This is a genomic window from Oceanimonas sp. MB9 (genome assembly GCF_011319775.1).
Classification (GTDB): domain Bacteria; phylum Pseudomonadota; class Gammaproteobacteria; order Enterobacterales; family Aeromonadaceae; genus Oceanimonas; species Oceanimonas doudoroffii.
In genome coordinates, this window is sequence record NZ_VFBE01000011.1 from 1 (window position 1) to 14,927 (window position 14,927).

12 protein-coding genes are annotated in these 14,927 nt (G+C 62.8%); 8 read left to right on the plus strand and 4 right to left on the minus strand.

All coding sequences use genetic code 11. From position 1 onward, the window contains the following. The 4 genes from OJHNALOF_RS16155 to OJHNALOF_RS16170 all read right to left on the minus strand — a co-directional run. The coding region (locus OJHNALOF_RS16155) for a DUF4347 domain-containing protein (RefSeq protein WP_165662693.1) at window positions 1-2,945 on the minus strand (2,945 nt) is incomplete at its 3' end. Further along, on the minus strand, window positions 2,942-3,721 hold the full coding sequence (locus tag OJHNALOF_RS16160; RefSeq protein ID WP_165662694.1) for an efflux RND transporter periplasmic adaptor subunit: 780 nt from the start codon (window positions 3,719-3,721) through the stop codon (window positions 2,942-2,944). The genes OJHNALOF_RS16160 and OJHNALOF_RS16155, both read right to left, overlap by 4 nt. A gap of 1 nt (window position 3,722) precedes the next feature. Next, on the minus strand, window positions 3,723-5,312 hold the full coding sequence (locus OJHNALOF_RS16165; RefSeq protein WP_240919777.1) for a TolC family protein: 1,590 nt from the start codon (window positions 5,310-5,312) through the stop codon (window positions 3,723-3,725). A gap of 353 nt (window positions 5,313-5,665) precedes the next feature. Further along, window positions 5,666-6,151: a zinc ribbon-containing protein gene (locus tag OJHNALOF_RS16170; protein WP_165662695.1), complete on the minus strand. Its 486-nt coding sequence runs from the start codon at window positions 6,149-6,151 to the stop codon at window positions 5,666-5,668. Window positions 6,152-6,267: 116 nt separating this feature from the next. Between OJHNALOF_RS16170 and leuS the strand changes: the two genes are divergently transcribed. The 8 genes from leuS (at window position 6,268) to rodA (ending at window position 14,917) form a co-directional block, all read left to right on the plus strand. Continuing rightward, entirely contained in the window at window positions 6,268-8,847 is a 2,580-nt protein-coding gene (gene leuS / locus OJHNALOF_RS16175) for a leucine--tRNA ligase (protein ID WP_094201647.1), read from the plus strand. A gap of 89 nt (window positions 8,848-8,936) precedes the next feature. Further along, on the plus strand, window positions 8,937-9,422 hold the full coding sequence (lptE, locus tag OJHNALOF_RS16180) for an LPS assembly lipoprotein LptE (RefSeq protein WP_165662696.1): 486 nt from the start codon (window positions 8,937-8,939) through the stop codon (window positions 9,420-9,422). Further along, window positions 9,422-10,444, plus strand: coding sequence for a DNA polymerase III subunit delta (holA, locus tag OJHNALOF_RS16185; RefSeq protein WP_165662697.1), 1,023 nt, complete (start codon window positions 9,422-9,424; stop codon window positions 10,442-10,444). The genes lptE and holA overlap by 1 nt, the downstream gene beginning before the upstream one ends. After that, on the plus strand, window positions 10,441-11,088 hold the full coding sequence (gene nadD, locus OJHNALOF_RS16190; protein WP_094201650.1) for a nicotinate-nucleotide adenylyltransferase: 648 nt from the start codon (window positions 10,441-10,443) through the stop codon (window positions 11,086-11,088). The genes holA and nadD overlap by 4 nt, the downstream gene beginning before the upstream one ends. A 31-nt stretch (window positions 11,089-11,119) precedes the next feature. Beyond that, window positions 11,120-11,464, plus strand: coding sequence for a ribosome silencing factor (gene rsfS / locus OJHNALOF_RS16195; RefSeq protein ID WP_094201651.1), 345 nt, complete (start codon window positions 11,120-11,122; stop codon window positions 11,462-11,464). Then, on the plus strand, window positions 11,461-11,931 hold the full coding sequence (rlmH, locus tag OJHNALOF_RS16200) for a 23S rRNA (pseudouridine(1915)-N(3))-methyltransferase RlmH (protein WP_165662698.1): 471 nt from the start codon (window positions 11,461-11,463) through the stop codon (window positions 11,929-11,931). Before rsfS ends, rlmH begins: the two co-directional genes overlap by 4 nt. Window positions 11,932-11,934: 3 nt before the next feature. Beyond that, on the plus strand, window positions 11,935-13,824 hold the full coding sequence (mrdA, locus tag OJHNALOF_RS16205; RefSeq protein WP_165662699.1) for a penicillin-binding protein 2: 1,890 nt from the start codon (window positions 11,935-11,937) through the stop codon (window positions 13,822-13,824). Next, window positions 13,817-14,917 carry a rod shape-determining protein RodA gene (rodA, locus tag OJHNALOF_RS16210; RefSeq protein ID WP_094201654.1) on the plus strand — a complete coding sequence of 367 codons (1,101 nt, stop codon included), beginning with the start codon at window positions 13,817-13,819 and terminating at the stop codon, window positions 14,915-14,917. The genes mrdA and rodA overlap by 8 nt, the downstream gene beginning before the upstream one ends. Window positions 14,918-14,927 lie beyond the last annotated feature (10 nt).

The window sequence follows — 14,927 nt, forward strand, 5'->3', positions numbered from 1 at the left end:
TTGGTGCCGTGGGTCAGCACGATGGTGGTGCCATCGACGTTGATGCGCTCGTTGCTGCCGTCGGTGACGTTGGTCACCGTAAAGCTCAGGCCGGTCACATTCTGGCCGGACTCCACGGTGTTGATGCTGGTGCCGCTGAACAGGCTGGCCGCGGCGCCGCCCTCGGTGAAGGTCGGGTGGCTGGCATTGGCGGTCAGGGCCGGCTCGTCGTTCACGCCGACCACGGTCACGGTTGAGGCCACCGCCAGGCTGGCGGTATCGTCACCGCCGTTGGCGACGCCGCCGCTGTCCTGCAGGCTGGTCAGGGTCACCACCCGGTTGCTGGTGTCGGGCGCATCGCTGTTGTTCTGGTAGCTCATGTTATCGATGAGCGTCTGCACCGTGGCCGTGGACAGCGTGCCGCCGGTCAGGCTCACCGTGGCGGTGGTGCCCACCACCGTCACCGTGTAGCCGAGGCTGTTGCCCGCGGTGCTGCCGCTGGTGCCCTGGGTCAGCACGATGGCCGTGCCGTCCAGGTTGATCACCTCGCTGCTGCCGTCGGTAACATTGCTGACCGTAAAGCTGAAGCCGGTGAGGGTCTGACCGGACTCCACGGTGCTGATGCTGGTGCCGTTAAACAGGCTGCCCGCCGCGCCGCCCTCGGTGAAGGTCGGGTGGCTGCCGTTCGATGTCAGGGTCGGTTCGTCGTTGTTCTGCACCACGGTGACGGTGGAGGCCACGGCCAGGGCGCCGGTGTTGTCCCCGCCGTTGGCGGTGCCGCCGCTGTCCTGAACACTGGTCAGGGTGACCACACGGTTGCTGGTCGACGGTGCGTTACTGTTGTTCTGGTAACTCATGTTGTCGATCATCGTCTCCGCCGCAACGACCGACAGATTGCCGCCGGTCAGGCTCACGGTGGCGGTGGTGCCGATCACCATCACCGAGTAGTTGAGACTGTTGCCGGCGGTGCTGCCGTTGGTGCCGTGGGTCAGCACGATGGTGGTGCCATCGACGTTGATGCGCTCGTTCGATCCGTCGGTGACGTTGGTCACCGTAAAGCTCAGAGCGGTCACGTTCTGGCCGGACTCCACGGTGTTGATGCTGGTGCCGCTGAACAGGCTGGCCGCGGCGCCGCCCTCGGTGAAGGTCGGGTTGCTGCCGGTGGCGGTCAGGGCCGGCTCGTCGTTAATGGCCGTTATGACGACGGTACGCGTATCGGAGCCGCTGGCCGCATTTTTATCGGTCGCGGTAAAGGTGATGGTCCGGCTCGAGGTCCCCGGATCATCCGTGGTGGAGTCGAAGCGCATCGACTGCAGCACTTCCTGCACGTTGGCATTGGTCGCGTCGGCATCAAAGGTAATGGTGAGCTGGGTGCCACCGGTAACGATACCGCCGCTGGTGCTGAGATCACCGATATCCACACCATTGGCAAAAATATTGGTGCCGCTGATGGTAATGGCCGTACCATCCCCGTCACTGTCGACGATGCTGAGTCGATCGCCGGCTTCGGCATTGCCCGTGATCTGCACCGACAAGGTGCCACCATTCCACTCGGCATCGCCATCGGCATCACTAATCGTCGCGGCGCCGTCTATCTGAGTAGCGGCGCTGCCTTCGGTATAGGCGAGGCTGGCATCGGCCACGGAAACCGAAGGCGCTGCATTGCCCCCCTCAGCGGCACTGATCACCAGGTTGTCCAGCGCCAGGCCATACATGACACCGCTGCCCCCATCGGCCGCATAGCTAAAGCTGAAGGCATCGATATTGGCAAAATCGGCATTCAGGGTGATGGTCTTGTGGGCAAACCCTTCCTCAAAATAAAAATAATCGTTAGTGCCGGTACTGTGAAGCTGTGTCGCCACCTCAGCGCCGTCACGCCAGCCGGTAATGGTAATGTCGCCAGGGGCATTAGACACGTCCCATCCCAACAGCAGCTGCTCCAGCTTGAATTCGGTCCCGTCACTGCTGGCAAGCTCGACCTTGGTAATGTTGGTATTACCGACAAAATCGGTCGATAGCTTCAGGATTTGCCCGTCTCCAGGGGGAGTCGCGCTTCCATCATAGTACCAGTCATCTCCCGAGCCGATGTCCACCTGAACTCCCTCGGTACCGCCGCCGCCCTCCTCGCTGGTCACGGTGAGATCCAGGCCCGAGCCGCCGATGTTCGCCACCGTCGGATCATAAACATAGCCACCATTGGTATAGGACTGGCCGGTCCAGTCTATGGTGCCGGGCGCCGGCCCAAGCAGGCCGGTAAAGCCCTCACCCAAGCGACTACCGTCACCGTCCGTGTCGATGGTGCCCCGGCTCACTTCCAGATCCCAGTCGCCGCCGAGGTCGGCGGCGCCGGTCAGGTCATCCGAGGCCGCCACATCGGCGCCGGTCAGGCTGGCCAGCCGGCCCACAAAGGCCTCACCCTCGCCGCTCGCCACCGAGCAGCCATACAGCAGCAAGTCACCGTCGGCGGTCAGGGCCCGGCCCAGGGTGCCCAGCTCGTCGGCGCGACGCTCGGCCTCGACGCCGTCCAGGGTCAGGTTGCCCAGTTGCAGCCGGCCCTCGGCGCCGTGGCTCAACAGGTAGATGGTGTCATAGCCGTCGTTTTGCTGCGCCCAGGCGGTGAGCTGCGCCAGGCCGTCCTGGCCCGCGTCAAGCAACCGCACTTCGATGCCGGCACCTATGCCGTCCACCAGCGCCTGGTAGCCTTCCACCCCGGTGTCGACAAAGGCCACTTCCTTGCGGCCCTGGTTCAGGGCTGGATCCGCCCCTCGCACCTGGGCCGGCGCCAGGGCGGTGAAGTGTACCGATTGCTCGGGGGCCTGGCTGTGGCCGGCCGCGTCCTGATGATCCACATCGGTGGCGAGATCCACGGCGGTGGCCACCGCCGCGCCGTCGAGCAGAATGCGAGGCTCGAGGGCGGTGATCAGCGGCTGGCGGCGCGGACTATGGTGCGGGTGTTTGGTGTTCATGACTTCTCTCCTGCCCCGGCGGGGGTGAAATAGGCCGATGCGCTCATGCCCGGCATCAGTCCGGACGGCTGGGTGAGCCGGGCGCGCAACTGCAGGGTCTGGCTGACCGGATCGATGGCCGGGCTGATGGCAACCACCGCCGCCTCGACACTGGCGCCGGTTTCATCGATGCGCAGGGTCAGCGGCAGCTCGGGCTTCAGCCAGCCGAGCCAGGTGGCGGGCACCACCACCTCCGCTTCCAGCCGCTGGTCGGCGACGATCTCCAGCACTTCCTGCTGCTGACGAATGTTTTCGTGGCGGTTGACCAACACCGCCACCACGCGGCCGTCGTAGGGGGCTTTGATCTGGCAGCGCTCTGTGTTGAGCCGGGCGATGCGCAGCTCGGCCTGGGCCTGGGCGTATTCCGACTGGGCCAGTGCCACGTCCAGGCTGCCGATGGAGCGCAGCTCGTTCAACTGCTTGGCGTTATCCAGCTTAAAACGCGCCGCCTTGCTCTCGGCGGCCACCTTGTCCGCCTGGGCCTGGTAGAGGGAACAATCCAGACCCAACAGCAGCTCGCCCTGACGAAAGCTGTCCCCCGGTCGTTTGGGCAGCTGAGTGACCCGGGCCGCCAGCTCCCCCGACAACACGGCCCTGTCCAGGGCCTTGATCACGGCACGGGCCTTATATTCCTCGCCCTGGAACGCTTCGGCCCTGTACTCATCGGCATGGCCGGACCAGGCCGTCAGCGCCAGGGCCGCCAGCAACAGCTCCTTGCAACGGATCGGCTTGCTCAACTCAAGCTCCCTCGGCGCGTACGGCGCCGTCGGCCGCGGCGTCCTGCTGCTCGGCCGCTACGGTGGACTCGGGATTCGCCTCGGGCGCGTCCAGTTCACCCCGCTGCCAGCGTTCGAAGCGGGTGGCGATGGTCTCGGACAACTGCTGAACGCTGTGCTGGGCATAGCCCTCGGGCAGCAGATCCATGCCCATGCTCATGAAAATGCGGCCATAGCTGTTTTGCAGATCCGCATAGGCCACGTCCCGGCGCAACTCGGCCAGCAGGGCGTTGAGGGATTCGCGGATCAGATCCAGCTCGGAGGTCCGGTTCAGTCGGGCGGCATTGGCGGTCTGCTCGCTGATGCGACCGGCCACATCCAGGTAACGGTCGGCCAGTTCAAAGGACTTGCGCGACTCCTCATAACGAATGCGGGCCAGGTGCACCTGGGTCAGTACCGCCATGGAGGACGCCAGCCGTTGCTCTTCGGCCAGCGCCTCGCGGGTTTTGGCCAGCCGCCGTTCGGCGCCCACCTTGAACACGTCCAGCAGGTTCCAGCTCACCTGGGCGCCCAGGCTGGTCCAGTCCTGGTTCAGCAGGTAGTCGCTGCTGTCGTGATAGGCGCCGGCGGTCAGGGTGATCCCCGGCAGCATTTTCAGCAGGGCGGCGCGGGCCTCGGCGGCGGAAATGCGTTGCTGATAGTAGGTTTCCATCAGCTCTGGGCGCTGGTTGAGCGCTCGCTCTTCCATGGCCGACAGCTCGACCGTCATCTTGGGCACCACAAAGTGGGGCGACGCCACATCGGTCAGCTCAAAGGCGGTGCCCGGTTTCAGTCCCATCAGGGCGGCCAGTTCGGTCTTGGCGTTGGCCAGGTCCTGTTTCAGCGCCTGCAGCGCGCGCAGCACATCGAGCAGCTCGCGCTGGTAATAGAGGGCTTCCATCGGCGAGCGCAGCTGCAGCAGCTCGACCCGGCGGGAGTCGTTCAGAGCGGAAGAGGCCTGGGCCACCAGGGGATCTATTTTCTGCAACAACCGCTCGGCCGATACCGCCCGCCAGTAGGCACCCCGCACCTCCTGCACCACGTTATGGCCCGCCTTGCGCTCCCGCTCCCGGGCGATCAGGTAACGATCCGCATGTTGCTTGGCGCGCACATAGGAGAGGCCGAAGTCGAGCACGTTCCAGCTCAGGGCCAGATCATAGGTGGTGCGCTGCTTTTCCTGGGAGATGGAATAGGAAGGGTTGTCGCCCAGGGGCTCGGGCCGGCCGTCCTGAAACGCCACGCTGGCCGAGGCGGCATAATTGCTGCGGGCCGAATAGCCGGCGGAGGCGGCCAGGCTGGGCAGCATTTCGTGCTGCACCAGCTCGAGCTGCCCCTGCTCCATGGCCGACTCCAGCGCCTTCAGTTTCTTGTCCCGGTTGTTGCGCACCGCCCGGGCGATAGCGTCTTCCAGCCCGATGTGACCCTGAATAGCCTCCTGCTCGGCGCCGAGCTGTACCAGATCGGCTTGTACCGTCTGGTTGATCTGACGGGTGGGAATTGACTCCGGAGACACGGCACAGCCGCTGATGGCCAGCACAAGAGAGCTGGCAACCAAGGTTTGTTTGAACATCATTCAATCTCTTAATATTTGGAAAGCCAGCATTCGCCTGGCCGAATAAACGGAAGCTAACGGACGGCAACAAGAATATGCCCCGAATGTGTCAACAATCGGGTGGGTATGGCGGTAACAGTTGAAATGCAAAAGGCCGAGCGCGGTATTCCGCGCTCACGGAGAGCAAAGACAGGGTTGTCTTTCTATAGGAGGTCTCGTCCATGAATAACCTCAAAGAAACTAGGCGTTATATAACTGCAAAAATACTATCAACCGTCTATTAAAGATTCAATCGAAAACTGTCGTTTCAATGGCACCAGCCTGGCAATACCAGGCTGGACAAAATGGAAAGGTTCGGGGAAAAGAATCGGTTATCAGGGCGTAAGCGGGTGGCGAATAAAGGTGTAGTGGTTGCATTCCAGGCAGGTGGTCAGCACCACAGGGTGAGTTACTTCGTGGCGGTGGGCGCACAGGGCGCAGTCGTACAAACCGGGCCCTACCACTTCGCCGGCCTGGTATTCGCCGTGATGGGCCAGATCTTCACTTAACTCCTGCCACTCCAGCTGGCTCTTGTCGGTGGCACCGGCCAGCCAGCCCCATACGGTTTCACGAATACGGCGGTAAAACAGGCTGTCGCGAAAACCGCCTTCTTCTTCCCCAAAGGCGGCCAGATCCCGCTTGACATATTCGGCAATCAGCGCTAATTCGTCCCTGGTCAGATCTCCGGCCGCTTCCATATAGGCCTGAGTCTTTTCCACCGCCTCCTTGATGGTGGTCTTCTCCGCCACCTCCCACTGGCGCTGCAGCTCTTCCACAAAGGCGTCATAGCCTTTTTTGTGCTTGTCGTCTTGCTCGCTCATGGTCTTGTCCTCTCAGGCAGGGCCCGGGCCGGACTATTGTTGCCGGCTACCCCCTAAGGTATTCTATGCCGATTTATCGCTGGTGTTACCACTCATTTACGGAACCGGACGTCATAATGCAAGAGCAATACAATCCCCAGAATATCGAGCCCCAGGTGCAACGCCACTGGGACGAGCAGCAGACCTTCAAGGCCACCGAACAAGCCGGCAAAGACAAGTTCTATTGCCTGTCCATGTTCCCTTATCCTTCAGGTCGGCTACATATGGGGCACGTCCGTAACTACACCATAGGCGACGTTATCTCACGTTATCAACGGCTTCAGGGCAAAAACGTGCTGCAGCCCATCGGCTGGGATGCCTTTGGCCTGCCCGCCGAAAACGCCGCCATCAACAACAAGACGGCACCGGCGCCCTGGACCTACGAAAACATCGATTACATGAAAAACCAGCTCAAGCGGCTGGGTTTTGGCTACGACTGGAACAGGGAACTGGCCACTTGTACGCCGGAGTATTACCGCTGGGAACAGTGGTTCTTTACCAAGCTCTATGAAAAGGGCCTGGTGTACAAAAAAACCTCTTCGGTGAACTGGTGCCCCCACGATGAAACCGTGCTGGCCAACGAGCAGGTCAACGACGGCTGCTGCTGGCGCTGCGACACCCCGGTAGAGCAAAAGGAAATTCCCCAGTGGTTTATCAAGATCACCGACTACGCCGATGAACTGCTGCGCGACATCGACGAGCTGGAAGGCTGGCCCGAGCAGGTCAAGACCATGCAGCGCAACTGGATTGGCCGCAGCGAGGGCGTGACCCTGCGTTTTGACGTGGCCGGAGCCGACGACAGCTTTGAGGTGTACACCACCCGCCCGGACACCCTGTTTGGCGTGACCTATGTGGGCATTGCCGCCGGCCACCCGCTGGCCACCCGCGCCGCCGAGCACAACCCGGAACTGGCCGCCTTTATCGACGACTGCAAGCACAACAAGGTCGCCGAGGCCGAGATGGCCACCATGGAGAAGAAAGGCATGGCCACCGGCCTGATGGCGGTTCACCCGCTCACCGGCAAGCAGGTACCGATCTGGGTCGCCAACTTCGTGCTGATGGATTACGGCTCCGGTGCCGTGATGGCGGTTCCCGCCCATGATCAACGCGACTATGAGTTTGCCGGCAAGTACGGCCTCGACATCGTACCCGTGATCAAGCCCGCCGATGGCAGCGAACTGGATGTGAGCGCCGAGGCCTATACCGAGAAAGGCGTGCTGTTCCACTCCGGTGAATTCGACGGCATGAACTTCGAGCAGGCCTTTGATGCCATCGCCAAAACCCTGGAAAAGAAAGGCCTGGGTCGTCGCACCGTCAACTTCCGTCTGCGCGACTGGGGGGTAAGCCGCCAGCGTTACTGGGGCGCCCCCATTCCCATGCTCAACCTGGAAGACGGCACCGTGGTCGGTGCGCCGGAAGACACCCTGCCGGTGGTGCTGCCGGAAGACGTGGTGATGGACGGCATTCAGAGCCCGATCAAGGCGGATCCCGAGTGGGCCAAGACCACCTATAACGGCCAGCCGGCCCTGCGTGAGACCGACACCTTTGACACCTTTATGGAGTCCTCCTGGTACTACGCCCGCTACTGCAGCCCGGAATACGATCAGGGCATGCTGGACGTGGAAAAGGCCAACTACTGGCTGCCGGTGGATCAGTACATCGGCGGTATCGAGCACGCCTGCATGCACCTGCTCTATGCCCGCTTCTTTCACAAGCTGCTGCGCGACACCGGCCTGGTGGAGTCCGACGAGCCGTTCAAGCGCCTGTTGTGCCAAGGCATGGTACTGGCCGATGCCTTCTACCACACCGATGACAAGGGTGCCCGCACCTGGGTGAGCCCGCTGGACGTAACCGTTGAGCGGGACGAAAAGGGCCGCATCAGCAAGGCGGTGGACGCCGACGGCCGCGAGCTGGTGCACACCGGCATGACCAAGATGTCCAAGTCCAAGAACAACGGCATCGACCCCCAGGTCATGGTGGACAAGTACGGCGCCGACACCGTACGCCTGTTCATGATGTTCGCTTCCCCCGCCGACATGACCCTGGAGTGGTCCGACTCCGGCGTGGAAGGTGCCCAGCGCTTCCTCAAGCGGGTATGGAAGCTGGTGTTTGAGCATCAGTCCCACGGCGCCGCCCCGGCCCTGAACCTGGCCGGCCTGAATGCGGCCCAGAAAACCCTGCGCCGGGAAGTGCACAAGACCATCAACAAGGTGAGCGATGACGTGGGTCGTCGCCAGACCTTCAACACCGCCATTGCCGCCATCATGGAGCTGATGAACCACCTGGCCAAGGTCGACATGAGCGACGACCAGAACCGTGCCCTGCTGCAGGAAGCGCTGGAAGCCGTGGTCGTGATGCTGCACCCCATAGTGCCCCACACCTGCTTTGAGCTGTGGCGCGCCCTGGGCCATGACGACATCGACCACGCCGCCTGGCCGGTGGCCGATGCCGATGCCCTGGTGGAAGACGAAAAGCTGGTGGTGGTGCAGGTCAACGGCAAGGTGCGGGGCAAGGTCACCGTGCCCGCCGATGCCGACAAGGACGCGGTTGAAGCCGCCGGCAAGGCCGACGACAACGTCGCCCGCCACCTGGACGGCAAGACCATTCGCAAGGTCATCTATGTGCCCGGCAAGCTGCTGAATATCGTAGCCAACTAACCAGACGGTGAGGAGTGAGGGAAAAGGAGTGAGGAACACACACTTCACTCCTCACCCTTCGCTCCTCACAGCAGAATCAAGGAGTTGTTATGCTCACTCGAATCAAGGCGCTGGTCCTGTTGACGCTGACCCTGATGCTGGCCGGTTGCGGCTTTCAGTTGAGAGGCGGTGACAGCCTGCCGCCCGAACTTCAGCGGTTGGTGCTGGACGGTGACGACAAGACCCAGTTTTATCGACTGGTGTCGGCACGCCTGCTGCGCGCCGGTGCACAACTGGTGGAAAACGACGGCGACACGCCGGTGTTGACCATAGGCGCTCTGGGCCAGGGCAACACCACCGCCTCCATTCAGCCGACCGGCGATACCCTGGAGTACGCCGCACGCTTTGGCACCCGCTTTACCCTCGATCTCCCCGACGAGCCCCGCCAGGTGTTCAACGTGACCTTTAACCGCAGCTTTCTCGACAAGTCGGACCAGGCCCTGGCATCCAGCCGGGAGCAGCAGCAACTGCGCGAGCAGATGGAACTGGAAGCCGCCGAGCAGATTGTGCGTCAGCTGAGCCGCCTGTCGTTCTGATGCGTCTCTACCCCGAGCAGATTGCCAAACAGATCAAAGCAGGGCTGGCGCCCTGCTATTTCGTTTATGGCGACGAGCCCCTGCTCAAGCAGGAAGCCCTCGACGAACTGCGCCAGGCCGCCCGGGCGCAGGGCTTTGACGAACGCCACAAGTTCGACGCCGACGAGGGGCTGGATTGGGACACCATCTTTGATGCCAGCCAAAGCCTCAGCCTGTTCAGCAGCCGGCAGATCATCGAGCTGACCCTGCCCGACAAGCTGGACCGCACCGCCTCGGACCGGCTAAAGGAGTTACTGGGGCAGTGTCACCCGGATCTGCTACTGCTGATAAGCGGCCCCCGCCTCAACCAGCAACAGCAAAAAACCGCCTGGTACAAGGCCCTGGCCGCCGCCGGCCCGGTGGTACCGGTATTTACCCCCGACGCCCGTCAGCTGGCACGCTGGCTGGAACAACGGCTCGGCCGCCACGGGCTGGCGGCCGAGCCCGATGCCCTGCACTGGCTGACCCTGGCCTTTGAAGGCAACCTGCTGGCCGCCGCCGGCGAGATTGAAAAGCTGGCCCTGCTCGAGCTGCCCCAGCCGCTGACCCTGGCGACCCTGCAGCAACAGGTTCAGCCCCATTATCATTTCAACCCCTTTCAGCTGATCGATCCGCTGCTGCAGGGCAAGGTGAAACGGGGCTGCCGTATCCTGCTGCAACTGCGCCAGGAAGGCGTCGAGGCAGGCATGCTCTGCCACCTGCTGGCGAAAGAACTCAACACCCTGCACGGCCTGCAAGCGGCCCTCGCCACCGGCCAGTCCTTTCCTCAGGCCGCCGGCAGCCTGCAGGTATGGTCCAGCCGCCAGCCGCTGATGCAGTCGGCCCTGAGCCGGCTGCCGGCGCCCAAGCTCAGCGCCCTGTCCACCCTGCTGGCCGCCGCCGACGCCGCCGTGGCCGAGTTTGATGACGACACCGCCTGGCGCTGGCTTTACGCCCTGTGCGTCGGCTTTTTCGACGAAAAACCACCGATCATTTTGCCATGACTGTACCCATCGGATTGCTGGGGGGCACCTTCGACCCCATACATGTGGGCCACCTGCGCACCGCCATTCAGGCCCAGGAACAACTGGGTCTGGCCGAGGTGCGGCTACTGCCCAACCATATTCCTCCCCACCGGGCTACCCCCGACAGTGCACCGCGGCACCGCCTGGCCATGACCCGCCTGGCGGCGGCGGCCACACCGGGGCTTACCGTGGACGAGCGTGAACTGCGCCGCACCACGCCATCCTACACGGTGGAAACCCTGATTGAACTGCGCCGGGAGCTGGGCAGTCGGCCGCTGTGCTTTATCATGGGCATGGATTCATTATGCAACCTGGACAAATGGCACCGCTGGCCCGAGCTGCTGGATCATGCCCACCTGGTGGTGAGTCACCGGCCCGGCTGGACACCCTCACTCAACGACACCCTGGAGCAGCTGTACCGCCGCCATGGCACTCGGGATCGCGAACGGCTTCACCGCGTCCCCGCCGGCCATATTTTCCTGCTCGACAACCCGGAGCTGGAGGTGTCCTCCACCCAGATACGGGACGGCATTCGGGCGGGGAACAATCCCCAGTATTTGTTGCCCGAAGCGGTAGCGAACTATATTCGACAACAGGGACTCTACACCGGGTCCGTGGTATGATTCATGTTGTTTCAACGAGGAGAAAACACGCTTGCAAGACCAAGAACTGCATGACTTTATCGTCGACAAACTGGACGATCTCAAGGCCCGTGACATTCGCGTACTGGACGTCACCGGCAAATCCACCATCACCGACTGCATGATCATCTGCTCCGGCAACTCCAGCCGCCACGTCAACTCCATTGCCGATCACCTGGCCACCGAGGCCAAACATGCCGGCCTGGATCTGCTTGGCATTGAAGGCCAGGACGCGGGAGAATGGGTACTGGTCGATCTGGGCGAAGCCATCGTGCACGTGATGCAGGAAGAAACCCGCGACTTTTATCAACTGGAAAAACTCTGGGGCGGCAGCACGGCCGGAGCCATGGCCGGATGAAGCTGCAGCTGGTGGCGGTCGGCACCAAAATGCCGGCCTGGATAACCACGGGATTTCAGGAATACCAGCGCCGCTTTCCCCGGGACATGCCCCTGGAACTGGTGGAAATTGCCGCCGGCAAGCGGGGCAAGAACGCCGACATTGAACGCATTCTGCATAAGGAGGGCGAACAGATGCTGGCCGCCATCGCCAAGTCGGCGTGCATTGTCACCCTCGACATACCCGGCAAGCCCTGGACCACGGAGCAACTCGCCGGCCAGCTCACCCGCTGGCAGCACGACGGCCGCGACGTGGCCATTCTGATTGGCGGCCCCGAGGGGCTGGCGCCGGCCTGCAAGGCCGCGGCCGAACAAAGCTGGTCGTTGTCCCCCCTCACCCTGCCCCACCCCCTGGTGCGGGTGGTGGCGGCGGAAAGCCTCTACCGCGCCTGGAGCATCAACAACAACCACCCCTATCACCGGGAGTAAGTCATGGCCAGGTCCCGGGTAAAAATGCGCGACCACGTCGCCGAGTCCTCTTTGCACTGGCGCCGTACCCTGGTGTCCTTTATCGGCATAGTGGTGTTGATGGGCGTGCTCTTTGCCAACCTCTACCACCTGCAGGTGAACCAGCATCAGAGCTACCAGACCCGCTCCAATGACAACCGCATCAAGGTAGTGCCCATCGCCCCGACCCGGGGGCTGATTTACGACCGCAACGGTGTGCTGCTGGCGGAAAACCGCCCCATATACAGCCTGGAAATCACTCCGGAAAAGGCCGGCGATCTGGACGCCACCGTCGACGACCTGATCGAACTGCTGGATCTCGATCCCGAGCTCAGGGAGCGTTTTTTTGAAGAGGTGCGCCGCCAGCGCCGCTTTAACCCTGTGGTGCTGGTCAGCCGGCTGAACGAAGATCAGGTAGCCCGCTTCAGCATCAACCAACACAAGTATCCCGGCGCCGCTATCGAGGCCTATCTCAAGCGTCACTACCCCTACAAGGACACCCTGACCCATGTGCTGGGTTACATGGCCAAGATCAATGATCGCGACGTGGAACGCCTGCGGGAAGAGAACAAGCTCGCCAACTACGCCGCCACCCGCGACATCGGCAAGCTCGGGGTGGAACGCTATTACGAGGATCTGCTGCACGGCCACGCCGGCTATCAGGAAGTCGAGGTCAACAACCGCGGCCGAGTGATCCGCACCCTGAAATACGAGCCCCCGGTGCCCGGCAGCGACATTTACCTGAACCTCGACATTCGGCTGCAGCAGCACGCCCAGAAGCTGCTCGAAGGCCAGCGCGGTGCCATTGTGCTGATGACCCCGAAAGACGGCCAGGTACGGGCCATCGTCTCCAACCCCAGCTATGATCCCAACCTGTTCGTACACGGCATCAGCAGCCCCGACTACAAGGCGCTGCTGGAAAACCCCGACCGGCCATTGATCAACCGGGCCAGCCAGGGCATTTACGCCCCCGCCTCCACCGTCAAGCCCATGCTGTCGGTCATGGGGCTGAACGAGGGCGCCATCACCCCCGGCACCCGCTATTTCGGCGGCCCCTATTTTCAAATCCCCAACACCAAGCGCAAGTTTCGCGACTGGCGCCGCTGGGGCCATGGCTGGATGGACGTCTACCGAGCCATCGAGATATCCGCCGATACCTTTTTCTACGATCTGGCCTACCGAGTGGGCATCGACACCATTCATGACTACATGAGCCGCTTTGGCTTTGGCCAGGCCTCGGGCATCGATCTGCACGAAGAAGCCAGCGGCATCATGCCGTCCCGGGAATGGAAACAACGCCGCCACAAGCAGCCCTGGTATCAGGGCGACACCATTTCGGTGGGCATAGGCCAGGGCTACTGGACCGCCACCCCGCTGCAACTGGCCAGGGCCACCTCCATCATGGTGGACCACGGTGACACCGTGCACCCGCGCCTGCTTAATGCCATCGCCATCAACGGCGATCGGGTCACCATGCCCATCAGCCACGGCGAACCCATTCGGCTCAGGCAGGACAACTACTGGCAGGTAGGCCTCACCGGCATGTGGCGGGTGATCAACGGCAGCGAGGGCACGGCACGCCGAGCCTTTGCCGGCACCCCCTATGTCGCCGGCGGCAAGTCGGGCACGGCCCAGGTGTTCAGCCTGGCGGAAAACCAGCAGTACGATCACAAGAGCCTGCGCGAGCACCTGCGTGACAACGCCCTGTTCGTGGCCTTTGCCCCCTTTGAAAACCCCGAGGCGGTGGTGTCGGTGGTGCTGGAAAACGCCGGCGGCGGCAGTACCAACGCCGCCCCCGTGGCCCGAGCAATGCTCGATGCCTTTCTGATCCCCGACCAACTTCAGCCCGACGAGGATGCCATCGCCCATGAATAAGCACCGCCGCTCCCTGGGAGAACGCCTGCACCTGGACTGGCCGCTGCTGGCCGGCCTGCTGCTGCTGCTCGGCGCCAGCATGATGATCCTCTATTCCGCCACCGGCGAGGACCTGCAGGCGGTCACTCGACAAGGCATGCGCGTCGGCCTGTCCCTTACCGTCATGTTCGTGCTGGCCCAGCTGCCGCCCGGCTTTTACGCCCGCTGGGCGCCGCCGGTGTTTCTGCTGGGGGTGGTGCTGCTGGTGCTGGTGCTGCTGGTGGGCGATATTGGCAAGGGCGCCCAGCGCTGGCTGGAAATTGGCAGCTTTCGCTTTCAGCCCTCGGAAGCCCTCAAGCTGGCCATGCCCATTACCATCGCCGCCTACATCAGCCGCTACCCCCTGCCTCCCGGCCTGCTGCACGTGGCCATCGCCTTTGTGCTCGTGCTGGTGCCCACCCTGCTGATCGCCAAGCAGCCGGATCTGGGCACCTCGGTGCTGGTGGCGGCCTCCGGCCTGTTCGTGATTTTCCTTGCCGGCCTGCCCTGGCGACTGATTCTGCTGGCGCTCACCGGCCTGGCCGCCTTTCTGCCGGCGCTGTGGTACTTTCTGATGCACGACTACCAGAAGCGACGAGTGCTGACCCTGCTCAACCCGGAAAGCGATCCTCTGGGGGCCGGATATCATATCATTCAGTCCAAAATCGCCATCGGCTCCGGCGGCCTCTGGGGCAAAGGCTGGCTGCACGGTACCCAGTCCCAGCTGGAATTTCTGCCCGAACGCCACACCGACTTTATCTTCGCGGTACTGGCCGAGGAGTTCGGCCTGGTGGGCGTCAGCCTGCTGATGCTGATGTACCTGTTTATCATCGGCCGCGGCCTGCAGATTTCGGTACAGGCCCAGGGGGCCTTTCCCCGCCTGCTGGCGGGCGCCCTGACCCTGACCTTTTTCGTCTATGTGTTCGTCAACATCGGCATGGTCAGCGGCCTGCTGCCGGTGGTGGGTGTGCCGCTGCCGCTGATAAGCTTCGGCGGCACCTCCATGGTGACACTGATGGCCGGATTTGGCATTCTCATGTCCGTTCATACTCACAAACGCCTGTTGGCGAAATAACAAACTAAGG

Bases quoted from the DNA above. Each gene is read 5' to 3' on its own strand.
- OJHNALOF_RS16165 (WP_240919777.1), bottom strand. From the start codon at position 5,312: ATGATGTTCAAACAAACCTTGGTTGCCAGCTCTCTTGTGCTGGCCATC.
- OJHNALOF_RS16170 (WP_165662695.1), bottom strand. From the start codon at position 6,151: ATGAGCGAGCAAGACGACAAGCACAAAAAAGGCTATGACGCCTTTGTG.
- leuS (WP_094201647.1), top strand. From the start codon at position 6,268: ATGCAAGAGCAATACAATCCCCAGAATATCGAGCCCCAGGTGCAACGC.
- lptE (WP_165662696.1), top strand. From the start codon at position 8,937: ATGCTCACTCGAATCAAGGCGCTGGTCCTGTTGACGCTGACCCTGATG.
- holA (WP_165662697.1), top strand. From the start codon at position 9,422: ATGCGTCTCTACCCCGAGCAGATTGCCAAACAGATCAAAGCAGGGCTG.
- nadD (WP_094201650.1), top strand. From the start codon at position 10,441: ATGACTGTACCCATCGGATTGCTGGGGGGCACCTTCGACCCCATACAT.
- rlmH (WP_165662698.1), top strand. From the start codon at position 11,461: ATGAAGCTGCAGCTGGTGGCGGTCGGCACCAAAATGCCGGCCTGGATA.
- mrdA (WP_165662699.1), top strand. From the start codon at position 11,935: ATGGCCAGGTCCCGGGTAAAAATGCGCGACCACGTCGCCGAGTCCTCT.
- rodA (WP_094201654.1), top strand. From the start codon at position 13,817: ATGAATAAGCACCGCCGCTCCCTGGGAGAACGCCTGCACCTGGACTGG.